Below are 17,803 nucleotides of genomic sequence, written 5' to 3'. Positions count from 1 at the left end.
ATAAATACCAAATCAGTGAGATAACACCGTGAAAATTCTGGTTGATGAAAATATGCCTTATGCGGAACAACTTTTCCGCCAATTAGGTGAGGTAAAAGCTGTTTCTGGTCGCCCATTACCTACTGATGAGCTTAATGATTCTGATGCCTTAATGGTGAGATCAATTACTAAAGTCAATGAATCCTTATTATCAGGCAAGCCAGTGAAATTTGTTGGAACGGCGACTGCGGGTTTCGATCATGTCGATATTGCATGGTTAGAACAGCAACAAATTGGTTTTTCATCAGCCCCTGGCTGTAATGCTATTGCGGTCGTTGAGTATGTATTTTCGGCACTGATGATGCTAGCAGAGCAAGATAACTTTCAATTAACTGATAAAGTTGTCGGTATTGTTGGTGTGGGAAATGTGGGTGGTCGATTAGCAACACGCCTTCGTGCATTGGGAGTAAATGTTTTACTTTGCGATCCACCAAGAGCAGATAATGGTGATGATGAAGCGTTTTATCCATTGGAAACATTGTTAGAAAAAGCAGATATTCTAACTTTCCATACACCTCTCAATAAATCAGGCTTATACAAAAGTTATCATTTAATTAATGAGAGCAACCTCGAAAAATTACCTGAAGGACGTATTTTAATTAATGCGAGTCGTGGCGAGGTTATTGATAATCAAGCATTATTGTCTGTACTTGAGAAAGGTAAATCCTTACGCGTTGTATTGGATGTTTGGGAGCCAGAACCAGATCTCTCTATTGAGTTATTAAATAAAGTCGATATCGCAACACCACATATTGCAGGTTATACCTTAGAAGGTAAGGCGCGTGGAACAACTCAAGTTTTTGAAGCTTATTGTGATTTTATTGGGCAGCCTCAAAAAGTTGAATTATCCACATTATTGCCAGCACCTACTATTTCCACTATTTCAGTACAAGGTGAGTTAACACAAACACTTTTAAAGCAACTTATTCATCTTGTTTATGATGTGCGTCGTGATGATGCACCATTACGAAAAGTGGCAGGAATAAAAGGAGAATTTGACAAATTACGCAAATTTTATCCTGTACGCCGTGAGTGGTCTTCATTGCACGTCATTTGTGATAATCAAATCACGGTTGATACATTAAATGCAATTGGCTTTAGTGCGACATATAAAAGTGCTACACACAAATAATAAAGCAAAATATTATTTTGAAAATTTTATGGTATTGGAGGATATCTTATGGGAGAAGGTTGGAATATTGCAGTTGTTGGTGCAACAGGCGCTGTTGGTGAAGCGATTTTAGAACTGCTACAAGAGCGTGAATTTCCCATTGGTGAATTAACTGCAATCGCAAGTGAAGATAGCATTGGGAAATCCGTGCGTGTAAACAGTAAAAGTGTTGCAGTTCAAGGTATTAACAATATCGAGTGGGCTGATATTCAGTTGGCTTTTTTTGCCGCGCCAACAGAAATCAGTGCGCAATACGCACAACAAGCAGCTGATGCTGGCTGTATTGTTATTGATTGTAGTGGCATCTTTGCAATGGATTGGGATGTGCCGTTGGTTGTTCCCGGTGTGAACAGTGCAATGCTAGCGGAATATCGTACTCGTAATATTGTTTCTATTGCTGATAGCATGGTGAGCCAATTATTACGTGCTATTAATCCATTAACAGAATCAGCGGGTTTAACGCGTCTTAGCGTGACAAATTTAATGTCTGTTTCCCGTTTTGGAAAACAAGCCGTAGATGAACTGGCAGGGCAAAGTGCTCGTTTACTTAACGGTATTCCTCCTGAATTAGGTCGTTTTAATAAGCAGTTAGCATTTAACATTTTACCTTTAATGGTTGATGACGAAGGCTCTATACAAGAAGAGCGTCGTATGGTTGATCAAATTCGTAAAATTTTACAAGATGAAGGCTTGCCAATTTCTGTTTCTACACTGCAAGCGCCTGTTTTCTATGGTAATGCACAGTCAGTACAATTAGAAACGTCACGTCCAATGGGAAGTGATGAAGCGCGTGAAACATTACAAGAAAATGAAGATCTTAATATCAGTGATGAAAATGACTTTCCAACTCAAGTCACTGATGCATCTGGTAATGTGAGTTTAAATTTAGGCTGTTTCCGTAATGATTATGGTATGCCAGAAGCTTTACAATTTTGGTCAGTAGCAGATAACGTGCGCTTTGGTGGGGCATTAATGGCTGTTGAAGTGGCAGAGCAATTAGTGCAGGAGCAGTTTTACTAATGAATGCGCAAGTGAGTGCTGAAGTGACAGAACAACCCTTGACTAAGTCAGCGGTTACTTCTGAAAGCACAACAATCAAAATTGCTTTAGGCGTTGAATATGATGGTAGCCGCTATTATGGCTGGCAACGCCAAAATGAAGTGCGCAGTGTGCAAGAACGGTTAGAAAAAGCTCTTTCACAGGTGGCTAATGAGCCTATATCTGTGTTTTGTGCGGGAAGAACTGATGCTGGCGTCCATGCAACGGGGCAAGTTGTCCATTTTGAAACAACTGCGCACCGCAAAGATCCCGCATGGACTATGGGGGTTAATACTCATTTACCGGCGGATATTGCTGTACGTTGGGTCAAAACTGTGTCTGATGATTTTCATGCTCGCTTTAGCGCAACGGCAAGACGTTATCGCTATGTGATTTTTAATCATCGTTATCGTCCTGCTATTTTGTCATCTGGAGTGACACATTTTCATTATCCTTTAGATGCTGAACGTATGCACCAAGCTGCGCAATGTTTACTTGGTGAAAACGATTTTACTTCTTTTAGAGCGGTTCAATGTCAATCGCGAACGCCATGGCGTAATGTTATGCATGTCAATGTTTCTCGATATGGTGACTATGTTGTTGTGGATATTAAAGCGAATGCATTTGTTCATCATATGGTGAGAAATATTGTTGGCAGCCTTTTAGAAATAGGGTGTGGCAATCAGGATATTACTTGGATGGCTGAATTATTAGCTTTAAAAGACAGAACTAAAGCGGCAGCAACAGCTAAAGCGAATGGATTGTATTTAGTCTCTGTCGATTATCCTGATCATTTTGAATTACCAAAACCTGCAATGGGTCCACTATTTTTAGCGGATAATCCTATTGAAATATCTCAATCATAAAGACACCCAGTTTTCTGAGGATTTATGGAAATATTAACACAATTTGTTGATTTAATTAAGTTTCTAATTGATTTTATTTTACATATTGATGCGCATTTAGCGGAGCTTGTTGCACAATATGGTACATGGGTCTATGCCATTTTGTTTCTGATTGTTTTTTGTGAAACAGGGTTGGTGGTAACGCCTTTCTTACCCGGAGACTCCTTATTATTTGTTGCTGGCGCTTTAGCTTCACTAGAAACTAATGATGTGAATGTTCATATTATTGTTTTACTGCTACTTTGTGCTGCCATTTTAGGGGATGCTGTTAACTATTCTATTGGGCGACTTTTTGGTGAAAAACTATTTAGTAAGCCCGATTCAAAGATTTTCCGTCGTGAATATCTAGATAAAACCCATGCTTTTTATGAAAAGCATGGTGGTAAAGCAATAATTTTGGCAAGATTTGTGCCGATTATCCGAACTTTTGCACCATTCGTTGCAGGAATGGGTAAAATGTCATATCGTCACTTTGCCTTTTATAATGTTACTGGGGCAATTGTATGGGTACTGCTATTTACTTATGCAGGATACTTTTTTGGTGACTTAGATATAGTTCAAAAGAACTTAAAATTGCTAATTGTTGCCATTATTGTTATTTCTATTTTACCGGGCGTTATTGAGATCTTACGCCATCGCAGAGCGAGTGCAAAAGCGAAGAAAGAAAGTGATAACAAAGAGGTTTGAGCAGTTATCACAAGTTTTTGCCGTAGAATAGCCATAATAAAGAGATGCGCTGAAATTCAGTAAGCGGTATCATCATAAACTTTGCTAACCACACAGCCAGTGTATTGTGGTTGATACGCTAACAATAATTTTACTGGCGAAGGTCAGATTCAGACGAAAAGGTCCATTAATGAGCTGGATTGAAAAAATTCTAAACAAAAGCACTATCACAAGTTCACGTAAAGCCAATATTCCAGAAGGAGTATGGACTAAATGTGACAGCTGTGGGCAGGTACTCTATCGCGCAGAATTAGAGCGTAATTTAGAGGTTTGCCCTAAATGTGATCACCATATGCGCATTTCAGCGCGCCGTCGCCTTGAGACTTTCCTTGATACAGGAAGCACTACAGAATTAGGTAGCGAATTAGAACCTAAAGATATTCTAAAATTCCGCGACTCTAAAAAATATAAAGACAGAATTAGTGCTGCTCAAAAACAAACGCAAGAAAAAGATGCATTAGTTGTTATGAAAGGAACGCTGAAAAAGATGCCAGTTGTTGCTGCATCCTTTGAATTTGCGTTTATGGGTGGTTCAATGGCTTCTGTTGTGGGGGCTCGTTTTGTTCGTGCTGTTGAACAAGCACTAGAAGATAACTGTCCATTAGTTTGCTTCTCTGCAAGTGGTGGCGCTCGTATGCAAGAAGCGCTGATGTCATTAATGCAAATGGCAAAAACGAGTGCAGCATTAGCAAAAATGCAGGAGCGTGGCTTACCTTATATTTCCGTCATGACAGACCCTACAATGGGCGGTGTTTCTGCAAGTCTTGCAATGTTAGGTGATATCAACGTTGCTGAACCTAAAGCACTAATTGGTTTTGCTGGTCCTCGTGTTATCGAACAAACAGTACGTGAAAAACTACCTGCTGGTTTCCAGCGTAGTGAGTTTCTGTTAGAAAAAGGGGCGATTGATATGATTATTCGCCGCCCTGAAATGCGTGATGAGCTAGCTGAATTACTGGCTAAGCTGACTCAGTATGATTTAGTCGAAGATGAAGATGAAATCATTAGTGAAGAAATGATTGCTGATGAAATTGAGTCTACAGACAACGAGCCAGAAATTAACATCGAAACGAATAAAAAAGAAGATGTCTAATATCATAACTGCTCCTAAAGCCACATCGCCTTTGTCGGTGTGGCTTTCTTATCTTGAACACTTACACTCCAGTGCCATTGATATGGGGTTAGAGCGAGTAGGCAAGGTAGGAAAAGTATTAAACGTGTTACGTCCCGCACCTAAGGTAATTACTGTCTCAGGTACAAATGGAAAAGGCACAACCTGTCATATGCTAGAGTCAATCTTGATGGCATCAGGATTGAAAGTCGGCGTTTATAGTTCCCCTCATCTTGTTCGTTATACAGAACGCGTTCGTATCCAAGGCAAAGAGCTCTCCGAAAGTGCTTTTTGCGAAGTTTTTGCAGAAATTGAACAAGCTAGAGGCGATATTTCGCTGACCTTTTTTGAATATGGCACTTTAGCTGCGCTGAAGTTATTTCAACAAGCACAACTTGATGTCGTTATTCTTGAAGTAGGATTAGGTGGTCGGTTAGATGCGACAAATATCGTTGATGCGGACGTTGCTGCTATTACAAGTATTGCCCTCGATCATACTGATTGGTTAGGTGCCGATAGGGAGCATATTGGTCACGAGAAAGCTGGTATTTTTCGATCCAATCACTATGCTGTTGTAGGTGAACCGGATATGCCTCATTCCATAGCCCAAGTTGCTAATGAAAAACAAGCTAAGCTTTTTCGCCGAGGAGCAGATTGGTCTTTTGCTATTGAAGGTGAGCATTGGCATTGGCATTGTGTTGACTGTGAATTTGATGCATTACCAATCCCTAATATTCCGCTAGCCAATGCTGCAACTGCAATGGGTGTTATTCGTTGCTTACTCCAATCTGATGATAAAATCAGCCAAGCAATAACACAGCACAGTATTGTTGAAGGTATGTCTCGTGCTCAATTGCCGGGGCGTTTTCAGGTAATTTCGCAACATCCTCTGGTTATCTTTGATGTGGCTCATAATCCTCATGCTGCAGGATATTTAGCGGAAAAATTATCACAATTACCGAAAAAATCTGATACTCAAGTACGTATTGTTGTTGGTATGCTGGGCGATAAAGATATTGCAGGAACATTAGCGTGCTTAACACCATTAGCTGATCATTGGTATGTTGCTCCACTTAATGAATTTCGTGGTGCTTCTGCTGAGGTGTTAGCTCAGCATCTTGAGAAACCAATGGTATTCGATAGTGTTGAAAATGCATGGCAACAAGCCATCTCTGATGCTGCACCTAACGATATTGTTGTGGTTTGTGGTTCATTTCATACAGTCGCACATGTAATGGAACTTTTGGAAAAGGAGCGTGTGGGTGGCAAGTAAATTTCAAAATCGCTTAGTCGGTGCCGTTGTATTGGTGGCAGTAGGGGTTATTTTTTTACCTGCTCTACTCGACGGCGATAAGAAATATAACGAAGACCAGTTCGCCTCTATTCCTTTAGTACCCAAACCAGGTGATGAGCAAGAAATAGAATCTATCGCCCCGATAGAGCAAACCTCTGTGCCTTCGACTCCATCAGAAGGTGCATCTGAAGGTATGATTTCTGAAGCAGTGACTGGCGTTGAGCAACCTGCCGTTACAACCCCTGAATCACCTGCTGTTGTACCTGTTACACCAGTAGAACCATCACCACAACCAACCCCTACACCAGAGCCTCCTGCTGTGGTTACGCCACCGGTACAACCATCCACACCGCCAGTGCAAGAAACTAAGCCACCAAAAGGTGAGGCTTGGGTTGTTCAATTGGGTGCGTTGAAAAATGCGGCGAAGGTAGAAGAAATTATTGCGAAAATGCATTTCTCAGGTTATCCAGTATATACCGTACCCGCTCGCCCAGTTGCAGGACAAGTAACTCGAATTTACATTGGTCCTAGTGCATCTAAGTCAGAATTACAGGCTATTTTGCCTCATTTAAAAGAGCTTACTGGGTTACAAGGTGAGGTAAGAGCATATAAGCCTTAATTTTTTCTAAACGAGTCATCAGATGAGTGATGTAACAAAGCGTTAACTTATTGCGGCGATTATGATTTTTCATATCGCCGTAAATTATTTTGAAATTAGCGAAAATTAGCATTACGCAAACGTTTTCGTTTTCTGTTAGAATGCTTCCGTATTAATGCGGAGCATCATTATTGGATAAAAAATTTATGGTCTGGATAGATTACGCCATCATTGCCATTATTGGTTTTTCCGCATTAGTCAGCCTGATCCGTGGCTTTGTTCGTGAAGCATTGTCACTCATCACCTGGGGTTGTGGTTTCTTTGTTGCTAGTCAGTTTTATCCTTATCTTGCCGTCTATTTTACCCGGTTTGAAGATGAGCTGGTTCGTAACGGGATTGCAATAGTCACGTTATTTATTGCGACACTGATTGTCGGTGCTGTAGTGAATTATGTGATTAGCTCTCTTGTTCAACGCACAGGGTTATCAGGTACAGATCGTGTATTGGGGGTCTGTTTCGGGGCTTTAAGAGGCGTGCTGATAGTTTCAGCATTACTTTTTGTTTTAGGCGCGTTTACGCCTATGGCAGATAGCGCTGATTGGCAACGTTCTGAACTTATTCCTCAATTCAACCATATTATTAGGTGGTTCTTTGACTACCTACAAAATGCGTCAAGTTTCGTGTCGGAGAGAATATAACCTCTCCGTCTGGCTGATGAGGATCTATTCATGTGCGGTATTGTCGGTATCGCTGGAGCTAATCCAGTAAACCAATCAATTTATGATGCGTTAACGGTGTTACAACACCGAGGTCAAGATGCAGCAGGCATTGCAACGATAGACGGTAACAATGGTTTCCGTCTTCGTAAAGCAAACGGACTGGTTAAAGATGTGTTCGAAACCCGTCATATGTTGCGTTTAAAAGGTACTATCGGGATAGGGCATGTCCGTTATCCAACAGCGGGTAGTTCTAGTGCATCAGAAGCGCAGCCTTTTTATGTGAATTCCCCTTTTGGTATTACGTTGGCGCATAATGGTAATTTAACCAATGCGCATTTATTACGTCGCCAATTATTTGAAACAGCGCGTCGCCATATCAATACCACCTCTGATTCTGAAATCCTGCTTAATGTATTGGCATATGAATTAGACCGTTTTGACCATTTCCCGCTTGAGCCTGATAATATTTTTGCAGCCGTTGCAGCAATGCATAAAAAACTCCGCGGTGCTTATGCTTGTGTTGCTTTGATCATCGGTCACGGTTTACTGGCTTTTCGTGATCCTTTTGGTATCCGTCCGTTAGTATTGGGTAAACGTACTTTAGATGATGGTCGCCATGAATATATGGTCGCATCTGAAAGTGTTGCGCTTGATACTTTAGGTTTTGAATTCTTACGTGATGTTGCGCCGGGTGAGGCGATTTATATCACAGAGCAAGGGCAACTGTTTACTCGCCAATGTGCCGAAAATCCGCAGTTAATTCCTTGTTTATTTGAGTATGTTTATTTTGCTCGCCCTGATTCCTTTATCGATAAAATTTCGGTTTATAATGCACGTTTACGTATGGGGCAGAAATTAGGCGCTAAAATTGCCAAAGAGTGGGATGATTTACAGATTGATGTTGTGATCCCCATTCCTGAAACATCTTGCGATATTGCCTTAGAAATTGCGCATATTCTCAATAAACCTTATCGCCAAGGTTTTGTCAAAAATCGCTATGTTGGTCGTACTTTTATTATGCCAGGTCAGCAAGAGCGCCGTAAGTCAGTGAGACGTAAACTGAATGCAAATCGCGCAGAATTTCGTGATAAAAATGTTCTGTTGATTGATGATTCTATTGTACGTGGTACAACGTCAGAGCAAATTGTCGAACTTGCAAGAGAAGCGGGTGCGAAGAAAGTCTATTTTGCTTCAGCTGCGCCAGAAGTTCGCTTCCCGAATGTGTATGGCATTGATATGCCAAATGCCAATGAGCTTATTGCGCATGGACGTGAGGTGGATGAAATTCGTAAATTAATTGGTGCTGATGGACTTATTTTCCAAGATCTCACTGATTTAATCGCTGCGGTACAAGAAGAGAATCCTGATATTAATCAGTTTGAATGTTCTGTATTTGACGGTGTTTATATTACGAAAGATATTGACCAAGATTATTTGGATTATTTAGAAAATCTACGTCGTGATGATGAACATAAGATCCGTGATCAGAATGAAATAGAAAATTTGGAAATCTATAACGAAGGCTAATTTTTCGGTAAAATATCTCCCTTATAAAGCGTCGATGCTAGTGTGTTCTGCATCGACGCTTGTTTTTTGAGGGTTAATCATCATAATGATTAATAAAGATATATATTCTGAGGATTATAATGAAAAAGCTGATAGTTGGGCTAACCGGCGCCAGCGGTGCAATTTATGGTATACGTTTATTAGAGATACTAAAATCTGTGCCATCAGTTGAAACCCATCTAGTGATTAGCCAAGCTGCACGCCGTACTATTTCATTAGAAACCGATTATTCGCTGAAAGATATTTATGCTTTAGCGGATGTGATTTATGACGATCGCGATATTGGGGCATCTATCTCTTCTGGTTCATTTCGTGTCAATGGAATGGTCATATTACCTTGCTCTATCAAAAGTCTATCAGGTATTGTTCATAGTTATACAGATACGTTAGTCACTCGTGCAGCAGATGTTGTACTTAAAGAAGGGCGTAAACTAGTCTTGTGTGTGCGTGAAACACCACTTCATTTAGGGCATCTACGATTGATGACACAAGCATCTGAACTAGGTGCTGTTATTATGCCACCTGTACCTGCATTCTATTTTCAGCCTAAAACTATTGATGATATTGTTAATCAAACTGTGAATCGTGTGCTTGATCAGTTTGAGATTGATTTACCTGATGACTTATTTCAACGGTGGGAAGGGGATAAGCCTGCTCGCTAAAGATATTCGTCATAGTTCAAGATGCAACGTAGTCAACAACGTTGCATCTTGAATTATTTAGAGCATCTATTCAGTAGAGTATTTATTCCAACTATTGAGAATAGAAAAAGAGATCATTTTCCTGTGGTAATAATATCTTTTAGTGCCTCTTCTAAGTGTGGGTAACGAAATTCAAAGCCAGCACTGAGTAATTTTTCAGGTATCGCTTGCTGTCCACCTAACACCAATGTAGCACTTTCTCCCATCACTAGACGTAATACACTTTCAGGAACTGTCATTAAGGCTGGGCGATTAAACGCTTTTCCTAACAGGCGAGTAAACTCTTTATTTTGTACTGGGTTAGGCGCTGTTAAGTTAAAAGCGCCTTTAGCATCTTGGGTCTTAAGCAAGAAAACAATTGCACTGACCATATCATCAATATGGATCCACGGCATATATTGTTTTCCACTTCCCAATTTGCCACCTAATCCTAATTTAAAGGGTTTACTCATTTTAGGTAGTGCGCCACCGAGAGTTGAAAGTACAATCCCTGTACGCAACAAGCAAACTCGAGTTAATGGTGTTTGAGCTTCAAGCGCAATACGCTCCCATTTTGCACAAAGCTCATGTGTAAATTCAGGATTTGCAGGTGTCTCTTCTGTGACTCGTGTATCACCTTGATCACCATAAAAACCGACGGCTGAGCCAGAAATAAAAACAGCGGGTGGGGAGTCGCTAGCATTAATCAAATCAACCAATTTCTGGGTTAAATGACAACGACTATTAACCAGCTTTTGTTTTTGAGAAGGTGTCCAACGATTATCAGCAATCGGCTCTCCAGCAAGATTAATAACTGCATCAAACTCATTGAGATCCTGTTTATCGTTGAGTTGAGTCCAACAGGTGATTTCATTACAAAAATGCGAATAAACTTTTTGAGGCGAACGAGAAAGCACCGTAATGTCATTATTGGCAAGTGCTAGCTCACAAACTAGTGCTTTGCCTATTAATCCTGTACCACCAGTGATAAGTATTTTCATCACAATCCTCCTGATCTGCTTGCTTGATAAAGAATAAATATCATCCTGATATATGAATTGATTATATTATCCAAAGATTTTTTTTGTTGCTGGACGCTGATTAATGTTGTTTAGCCATTTATTAATTGCAGGATAATTTGTTAAATCAATATTGTGGTGATCGTGCAAACGAGCCCATGTATATGTAGCGATATCTGCAATGCTGTACTCTTTTCCACCAAGATAAGGTGATTGCGCTAATCGTTTCTCTAATACGCTATATAGACGTTGTGTTTCTTCAGTATAACGCTTAATTGCATAAGGGACTTTTTCTGTGGCATAACGGGTGAAGTGGTGATTTTGTCCTAACATCGGACCAAATCCACCTACTTGCCAAAACAGCCACTGTAGTTGTGTTGTTTTTTCTCGTAAATGTTGACTGAGTAGTTTGCCACTTTTTTCAGCTAGATAGATAAGAATAGCACCTGATTCAAAAATAGAGATAGGTTCACCTCCATCAATAGGTGAGTTATCTACAATTGCGGGAATTTTATTATTGGGCGAAATGGCTAAAAATTCAGGTTTAAATTGATCGCCTTGACTAATATCGATGCGATGTAACTGATAAGGTATGCCTGTTTCTTCAAGAAAAAGCGTTATTTTTTGGCCATTTGGGGTATCTGCATAATATAAGTCAATCATTAAAAGCTCCAAAATAAAGTAGGCACTAAATACACAACATAATCACAGTCTGCCTTCTAACATCATAAAAAGCAAAAAAGTGCAAGATGGATAAAATAAGTCACGTATGATTATTGTAGTGGTGAAAAATAGTGATTTTGGTATATTCAGGATAAAAATTACGATCGTTTAGTATCGGTTAAAAAAGGTTTGTTGAGGATGGAACAAGAAAAGACGGCATTGGTTGAATGGGTTGATATTGTTGATGATAAAAATGAAGTTGTTGCACAAGCAACACGTCAACAAATGCGAGCTGAAAATCTAAGACATAGAGCAACTTACATCGTTGTTCATGATGGCATGGGAAAAATTTTGGCACAACGTCGAACTGAAATAAAAGATTTTTACCCTGGTTGGTTAGACGCTACTGCGGGTGGTGTGGTTCAACAAGGTGAGAATTTACTTGAAAGTGCGCGTCGTGAAGCAGAAGAAGAGCTAGGTATTGCTGGAGTCCCATTTGCTGAGCATGGTCAATTTTATTATGATGATGAAAGTTGTCGTGTATGGGGAAGTTTGTTTAGCTGTGTTTCTCATGGGCCTTTCGCTCTGCAAGCAGAAGAAATTGAGGAAGTATGTTGGCTAACTCCCTCTGAAATTACTGAACGCTGTGATGAATTCACACCTGATTCATTAAAAGCCCTTTCTCTTTGGTTAACGCGTAACAATAGTACACGTTTAGAAAGTAGGGAAACCGTAGACTAAGGGGTGCTTTGCCCTAACTCAAATCGATAAGCATAGTTGATAACGGTATCTTCGAATATAGCGTTATCATCTTCGTCTTTTAAACGATGTAAAAGTGCAATCAGATGTTTTCCTGCTTCTTTTCCCATTTTGTGATAATCAAAATGAATTGATGTGAGGGAAGGTGAGATCTGATCGCTATTTTCAGAGCCTTCTAAACAAGCAATGGCCAGATCTTGAGGGATCTTAATCAATCGACGTTGACACTCAAAAATCATACCCAGCGCAATGCTCTCATGACTACAAATAACCGCATCTAGCTCCGGTTGGCGCAATAAAATCTCCGTTAATGCTTGCCGACCGAATGCCATAGACGCGGGATCTGGCGTAGTGACACTTTGCTCAGCATTTAAATAATTTTTAAGTAACGCACGTGACCAACCTGTTATTTGCTGGTGGTGCGAGCGCTGCCCTTGTAACGCACCAATATAACCAATGCAACGCTTTCCTTGAGTGACTAAATGGTTTGTTAAATCATATGCAGCTTGCTCATAAGAGCAATCAATACTAATAGCCGCTTGCTCATCTGATTGACTGGCAACACTGACAACAGGCACATTGGCATTACTAATATGTAAAAAATGCGTTGGGCTCAGCTGTGAACCAAAGGCAACTAATGCAGCAGGATTACTTTGCAATAGCATGTTAATCACATCATTGGCTTTATGAGGTTGATGTTCATAGCAACCAACTAAAATTTGATACTGATGGCGATTGAGTATTTGTTGTAAAGACTGCATAAAATCTGTACTGGCTCTATCTGTAAAAGAGGGCAACAGGACTGCAATAATATGACTTTGTGCTGAAGCCAAAGCACCGGCCGAAGCATTAGGAATATAGCCAAGTTCCTCTACTGCTTGATTAACTTTTTCTCGTAATTTATCAGAAACTAGTTCAGGGGTGCGCAATGCACGAGAGACGGTCATTGAGCCGACTCCTGCATGTTTAGCGACATCTTGTAATGTGACGCGACCTGTATTTCGGCGCTTACGTGTTTTGATCATCTGTAATTATGCTTGCTTAGCCTATTTGATTAACGGCAGATCCTACCTGAAATCTTCCTATTATGCTGAAACAATACAGTGTCAATTGTTGGCATTTTCTGCAATTAACATTTCATTAAAATGATAGCGCTATCACAATTACGAATGATCTATCTAGATAGCGCTACCATTAATGATTACTATCCTTAATAACAAAGCTCAAAGAGAGTCTGATCGAGGTTATAAATATGCTTAAAACGTTATTAACACCGGATGTGGTGCAAGTGATCCCAAACGTTAGTGATTGGCGAGAGGCTGTAAAAGTGGCGTGTCAGCCATTAATAGATAAAGGCTATATTGAACCTCGTTATATTGATGCAATCTACAAATCACACGAGGAAATAGGTCCATATTATGTATTAGGTCCTGGGATTGCTATGCCTCATGCGCGCCCCGAAGATGGTGTTAATCAACTTTCACTTGCTTTAACTATTGTTGAGCAAGGTGTTGAGTTTGGTGCAGACGAAAACGATCCAGTGAAATTACTGATTGTTTTGGCTGCAACAGATAACGATAGCCATATTAATGCCATTATGAAATTAGCAGAACTTTTTGATAACGATACAGATATTCAAAAGCTATTTAATGCGAAAAGCAAAGTGGATGTCTTATCTGTTATCAACAACTATTAATAACAATTTAAATTACCAAGGGGAATATCATGAAAATTACTGTTGTGTGTGGAAATGGTTTAGGTAGTAGCTTAATGATGGAAATGAGCATCAAAAGCATTTTAAAAGATCTTTCTGTAAATGCTGAAGTCGATCACGTTGATCTGGGATCAGCAAAAGGTACACCAAGTGATATCTATGTCGGTACGCGTGATATTGCAGAGCAACTTAATTCACAAGCAGTAAATGGAAAGGTTGTTTCACTGGATAACATGATTGATAAAGTGGCGATGAAAGAGAAGCTTTCAGTCGCGTTACGTGAATTAGGCGCGTTATAAGGAGCCTATCATGGACTTTTTCCGCTTTCTAATGAGTGATGTGCTTTCAGAGCCAGCTATTTTAGTCGGCTTGATCGCATTGATTGGTTTAATTGCCCAAAAAAAACCAGTTACAGAATGTATTAAAGGTACCGTAAAAACCATTATGGGTTTTGTGATTTTAGGTGCGGGTGCTGGTCTTGTGATTAACTCACTGGGTGATTTCTCAACGATTTTCCAACATGCATTCGGTATTCAAGGCGTTGTGCCTAATAATGAGGCAATTGTCTCTATTGCACAAAAGAGCTTTGGTAAAGAGATGGCATTAATTATGTTTTTTGCCATGTTGATTAATATCTTAATTGCACGTTTAACGCCGTGGAAATTTATTTTCTTAACAGGTCACCATACATTATTTATGTCGATGATGGTGGCGGTTATTTTGGCAACTGCGGGCTTAGAAGGTACAGTATTAGTTGCGGTAGGTTCATTAGTTGTTGGGATTTCAATGGTGTTTTTCCCAGCCATTGCACATCCTTATATGAAAAAAATTACTGGCTCCGATGATGTTGCATTAGGGCACTTCTCTACTATTTCTTATGTCGTTGCTGGTTTTATCGGTAGTAAATTTGGTAATAAAGAGCATTCAACAGAAGAGATGAATGTTCCTAAAAGCCTACTATTTTTACGTGATACACCCGTAGCTATTGCTTTCACTATGGGCATTATTTTTATCATTACATGTTTATTTGCGGGCGATACTTTTGTTCGTGAAGTCAGTGGTGGTAAAAACTGGTTTATGTTCTCATTGATGCAATCGATAACCTTTGCAGCAGGGGTTTATATTATTCTGCAAGGTGTGCGTATGGTTATTGCTGAAATTGTTCCCGCATTTAAAGGTATTTCAGATAAGTTAGTACCTAATGCCAAACCCGCGTTAGATTGCCCAGTAGTATTTCCTTATGCACCAAATGCCGTATTAGTAGGCTTTTTAAGTAGTTTTGCAGCCGGTGTTATTGGCATGTTTATTCTGTATGCCTTAGATTGGACAGTGATCATTCCGGGGGTTGTTCCTCATTTCTTTGTGGGCGCAACAGCAGGGGTATTTGGTAATGCAACTGGTGGACGTCGCGGTGCAATTTTAGGCGCTTTTGTTCAAGGTTTATTAATTACATTCTTACCTGTATTCCTTTTACCAGTACTTGGCGATATCGGTATTGCTAATACCACATTTAGTGATGCAGACTTTGGTGTTATTGGTATCCTGTTAGGTATTATTGTTCGTTAATAATATTTATTAATAGAATTTTATTAGATGCCCGACTTTTTAATTAGTCGGGCATTTTTTTGTAGAAATACTGTATTTAAATTTTCTATATAGATTCAATCGAATATGAGCAGCGTGTTCCTTATATGCTCAGGAATAAACTGCATTTTTACAGAAATTACACCTATAATTCCTTTCCCTTTCTCTCATCATTATCACTTATTTCACTATTTCACTTTTATGAATTTATATGTTTATTTTGTGAATAATAATGCTATCATCCTGAGTGAATATTCACATTGTGAATATTTTCGCACCTAATTATAAAAATAGGTTTATCATCACAATCACTAAGGAAAAGAAGATGTCTTTCGGTATTCGATATCTTGCGTTGTTACCACTTTTTATTATTACTGCTTGTCAACAACCAGTTAATCACAATCCACCAGCGACTGAAACGGCTCAAGTTCAACCAGCAATCGTGAATAATTCATGGATTGAAATCTCACGTAGTGCGCTCGATTTTAATGTGAAAAAAGTCCAATCACTGTTAGGTGATAAATCCTCTCTTTGTGCGGTGTTAAAAGGCGATGCATATGGTCATGATTTATCATTAGTTGCACCTGTTATGATTGAAAATAATGTGCAATGCATTGGTGTAACGAATAACCAAGAGCTAAAAGAAGTTCGAGATCTAGGATTCCAAGGTCGTTTAATGCGTGTGCGTAATGCCACAGAGCAAGAAATGGCTCAGGCGACAAGCTACAACGTGGAAGAATTGATTGGTAACTTAGATATGGCTAAAAAATTAGATACTATTGCTAAACAACAAAATAGAATTATTCCTATTCATTTAGCTTTAAATTCAGGTGGAATGTCTCGCAATGGGTTAGAAGTTAATAACAACGCAGGGCTTGAAGAGGCGAAGCAAATTGCCCAATTAGCTAACTTAAAAGTGGTTGGCATAATGTCTCATTATCCTGAAGAAGATGCTGATAAAGTAAGAGAAGATCTAGCTCGTTTTAAACAGCAATCACAAAAAGTATTGGAAGTTACTGGGCTAAATCGTCAAGATGTCACTCTGCATATGGCAAATACGTTTGCCACAATTACTGTACCTGAATCATGGCTAGATATGGTGCGTGTAGGCGGAATTTTTTATGGTGATACAATTGCAAGTACAGACTACAAACGTGTTATGACGTTTAAATCTAATATTGCTTCAATTAATTATTATCCTAAGGGCAATACTGTTGGTTATGACCGCACTTACACATTAAAACGTGACTCTGTGCTAGCGAATATTCCTGTTGGTTATGCAGATGGCTATCGCCGCGTTTTTAGTAATGCAGGACATGCTTTAATTGGTGGTCAACGTGTGCCTGTTTTAGGTAAAACGTCAATGAATACGGTGATTGTTGATATTACCGATCTTAAAAATATCAAATCAGGGGATGAAGTTGTATTCTTTGGTAAGCAAGGTAATAGTGAAATTACCGCTGAAGAAGTTGAAGATATTAGTGGTGCACTATTTACAGAGATGTCGATTTTATGGGGTGCAACCAACAAACGGGTATTAGTGGATTAAAGTAGGGTGCTTGTAACCACAAAACGCAACAACGTGTCATGAGAAATTGTGGGGGAACTTTCCCCCACAAAGCTATTTATCGCAAGATAAAGTCGCTTGAACTACTGTATGACCACTACGAATATTGAAAGAGCATAATCTTTCATGTCTAAGTAATGATAAACACAGTGCTGTCATGCAGACAGCAATCAGCCCTATCAGGGCAAATTTAGTCATTTCTCTTGACTCTCCTTTTTAAAGGAGACAGAATCGACGTTGTGTGGCGTTGAGACTGCCTCGGATTTTAATAAAATAGAATTCGGGGCTTTCGTCTTTTTGGCGCTCGCAAATGCTTGAACCAAAATGATCCAAGCACCCACCTGCATACTAACAGAAATCGACCTCATTCCTATCTTTTTTTGAATAAAAACAATATAAATAAACGATTAAAATCAATATGTTAGTTTTTTTTATGTGGGGTGTTTATAGGTGGGGTTTCTCTTGACATTCCTTTATAAAGGAGACAGAACTGACGTTGTTGAGTGTTGAAATTGCTTCGGATTTTAGCGAAAAACGCCGTAAACCCTCGCCCAATGCGAGCGGGGATATAAGGCGAAAAGCCCGCAGGGCTTTAAAGATCAATCAGACGTTGACTGACTCTGAACGTAGGCTCTGAGCGTTTCAATCGT

The 17,803-nt window shown here is 39.6% G+C and carries 19 protein-coding genes; 15 read left to right on the top strand and 4 right to left on the bottom strand.

All coding sequences use genetic code 11. The annotated features are described in order from the left end of the window. The first annotated feature begins 28 nt into the window (after positions 1-28). The 10 genes from pdxB to QSH13_RS15650 all read left to right on the top strand — a co-directional run bounded on the left by pdxB (position 29) and on the right by QSH13_RS15650 (position 9,829). On the top strand, positions 29-1,171 hold the full coding sequence (gene pdxB, locus QSH13_RS15695) for a 4-phosphoerythronate dehydrogenase PdxB (protein WP_109396432.1): 1,143 nt from the start codon (positions 29-31) through the stop codon (positions 1,169-1,171). A gap of 48 nt (positions 1,172-1,219) precedes the next feature. Next, a complete protein-coding gene (locus QSH13_RS15690; protein ID WP_109407163.1) occupies positions 1,220-2,230 on the top strand; it encodes an aspartate-semialdehyde dehydrogenase in 1,011 nt (336 codons plus the stop codon). After that, positions 2,230-3,114 (top strand): tRNA pseudouridine(38-40) synthase TruA, encoded by an 885-nt coding sequence (gene truA / locus QSH13_RS15685; RefSeq protein ID WP_228407178.1) that lies wholly within the window; start codon positions 2,230-2,232, stop codon positions 3,112-3,114. The genes QSH13_RS15690 and truA overlap by 1 nt, the downstream gene beginning before the upstream one ends. A 24-nt stretch (positions 3,115-3,138) precedes the next feature. Beyond that, positions 3,139-3,840, top strand: a complete 702-nt coding sequence (locus QSH13_RS15680; protein ID WP_098942343.1) for a DedA family protein — start codon at positions 3,139-3,141, stop codon at positions 3,838-3,840. Positions 3,841-4,009: 169 nt separating this feature from the next. Beyond that, complete coding sequence (gene accD, locus QSH13_RS15675; RefSeq protein ID WP_072063195.1) at positions 4,010-4,972, top strand: acetyl-CoA carboxylase, carboxyltransferase subunit beta; 963 nt, start codon at positions 4,010-4,012, stop codon at positions 4,970-4,972. Continuing rightward, positions 4,965-6,263: a bifunctional tetrahydrofolate synthase/dihydrofolate synthase gene (gene folC, locus QSH13_RS15670; RefSeq protein WP_286039356.1), complete on the top strand. Its 1,299-nt coding sequence runs from the start codon at positions 4,965-4,967 to the stop codon at positions 6,261-6,263. The genes accD and folC overlap by 8 nt, the downstream gene beginning before the upstream one ends. After that, positions 6,253-6,903: a cell division protein DedD gene (gene dedD / locus QSH13_RS15665; protein ID WP_196544383.1), complete on the top strand. Its 651-nt coding sequence runs from the start codon at positions 6,253-6,255 to the stop codon at positions 6,901-6,903. Before folC ends, dedD begins: the two co-directional genes overlap by 11 nt. A 185-nt stretch (positions 6,904-7,088) precedes the next feature. Next, a complete protein-coding gene (cvpA, locus tag QSH13_RS15660; protein WP_023581692.1) occupies positions 7,089-7,580 on the top strand; it encodes a colicin V production protein in 492 nt (163 codons plus the stop codon). Positions 7,581-7,610: 30 nt separating this feature from the next. Next, positions 7,611-9,128 (top strand): amidophosphoribosyltransferase, encoded by a 1,518-nt coding sequence (purF, locus tag QSH13_RS15655; RefSeq protein WP_109396436.1) that lies wholly within the window; start codon positions 7,611-7,613, stop codon positions 9,126-9,128. Between the two features lie 119 nt (positions 9,129-9,247). Further along, positions 9,248-9,829, top strand: a complete 582-nt coding sequence (locus tag QSH13_RS15650) for a UbiX family flavin prenyltransferase (protein ID WP_109396437.1) — start codon at positions 9,248-9,250, stop codon at positions 9,827-9,829. Positions 9,830-9,942: 113 nt separating this feature from the next. Here QSH13_RS15650 and QSH13_RS15645 read toward each other — a convergent pair whose 3' ends face one another. Further along, positions 9,943-10,848: a TIGR01777 family oxidoreductase gene (locus tag QSH13_RS15645; protein WP_109396438.1), complete on the bottom strand. Its 906-nt coding sequence runs from the start codon at positions 10,846-10,848 to the stop codon at positions 9,943-9,945. Between the two features lie 66 nt (positions 10,849-10,914). Beyond that, complete coding sequence (locus QSH13_RS15640) at positions 10,915-11,529, bottom strand: glutathione binding-like protein (RefSeq protein ID WP_109396439.1); 615 nt, start codon at positions 11,527-11,529, stop codon at positions 10,915-10,917. Positions 11,530-11,727: 198 nt separating this feature from the next. Here QSH13_RS15640 and yfcD point away from each other — a divergent pair, with 198 nt between their 5' ends. Then, positions 11,728-12,270 (top strand): NUDIX hydrolase YfcD, encoded by a 543-nt coding sequence (gene yfcD, locus QSH13_RS15635; RefSeq protein ID WP_099073791.1) that lies wholly within the window; start codon positions 11,728-11,730, stop codon positions 12,268-12,270. Here yfcD and QSH13_RS15630 read toward each other — a convergent pair. Beyond that, positions 12,267-13,313 (bottom strand): LacI family DNA-binding transcriptional regulator, encoded by a 1,047-nt coding sequence (locus tag QSH13_RS15630; RefSeq protein ID WP_109396440.1) that lies wholly within the window; start codon positions 13,311-13,313, stop codon positions 12,267-12,269. The two genes, yfcD and QSH13_RS15630, sit on opposite strands and share 4 nt — an antisense overlap. A gap of 227 nt (positions 13,314-13,540) precedes the next feature. Between QSH13_RS15630 and QSH13_RS15625 the strand changes: the two genes are divergently transcribed. The 4 genes from QSH13_RS15625 (at position 13,541) to alr (ending at position 17,135) form a co-directional block, all read left to right on the top strand. Further along, positions 13,541-13,984: a PTS sugar transporter subunit IIA gene (locus QSH13_RS15625; RefSeq protein WP_109396441.1), complete on the top strand. Its 444-nt coding sequence runs from the start codon at positions 13,541-13,543 to the stop codon at positions 13,982-13,984. A gap of 29 nt (positions 13,985-14,013) precedes the next feature. Next, on the top strand, positions 14,014-14,301 hold the full coding sequence (locus tag QSH13_RS15620; protein WP_069367973.1) for a PTS sugar transporter subunit IIB: 288 nt from the start codon (positions 14,014-14,016) through the stop codon (positions 14,299-14,301). Positions 14,302-14,311: 10 nt separating this feature from the next. Then, the gene (ulaA, locus tag QSH13_RS15615) at positions 14,312-15,568 is read left to right on the top strand and encodes a PTS ascorbate transporter subunit IIC (protein ID WP_006533327.1); all 1,257 of its coding nucleotides are present in this window, start codon (positions 14,312-14,314) and stop codon (positions 15,566-15,568) included. Positions 15,569-15,911: 343 nt separating this feature from the next. Continuing rightward, entirely contained in the window at positions 15,912-17,135 is a 1,224-nt protein-coding gene (gene alr / locus QSH13_RS15610; RefSeq protein ID WP_109396442.1) for an alanine racemase, read from the top strand. Positions 17,136-17,207: 72 nt separating this feature from the next. On the opposite strand, the gene QSH13_RS15605 is transcribed toward alr, so the two are convergent. Further along, positions 17,208-17,351: a Hok/Gef family protein gene (locus tag QSH13_RS15605; RefSeq protein ID WP_071788551.1), complete on the bottom strand. Its 144-nt coding sequence runs from the start codon at positions 17,349-17,351 to the stop codon at positions 17,208-17,210. Between the last annotated feature and the right edge of the window lie 452 nt (positions 17,352-17,803).

Origin of the sequence: Proteus faecis (genome assembly GCF_030286765.1) — a bacterium.
Lineage (GTDB): Bacteria > Pseudomonadota > Gammaproteobacteria > Enterobacterales > Enterobacteriaceae > Proteus > Proteus faecis.
Note: the sequence above shows the minus strand (reverse complement) of the source record. Positions and strands in the feature narration are given on the sequence as shown.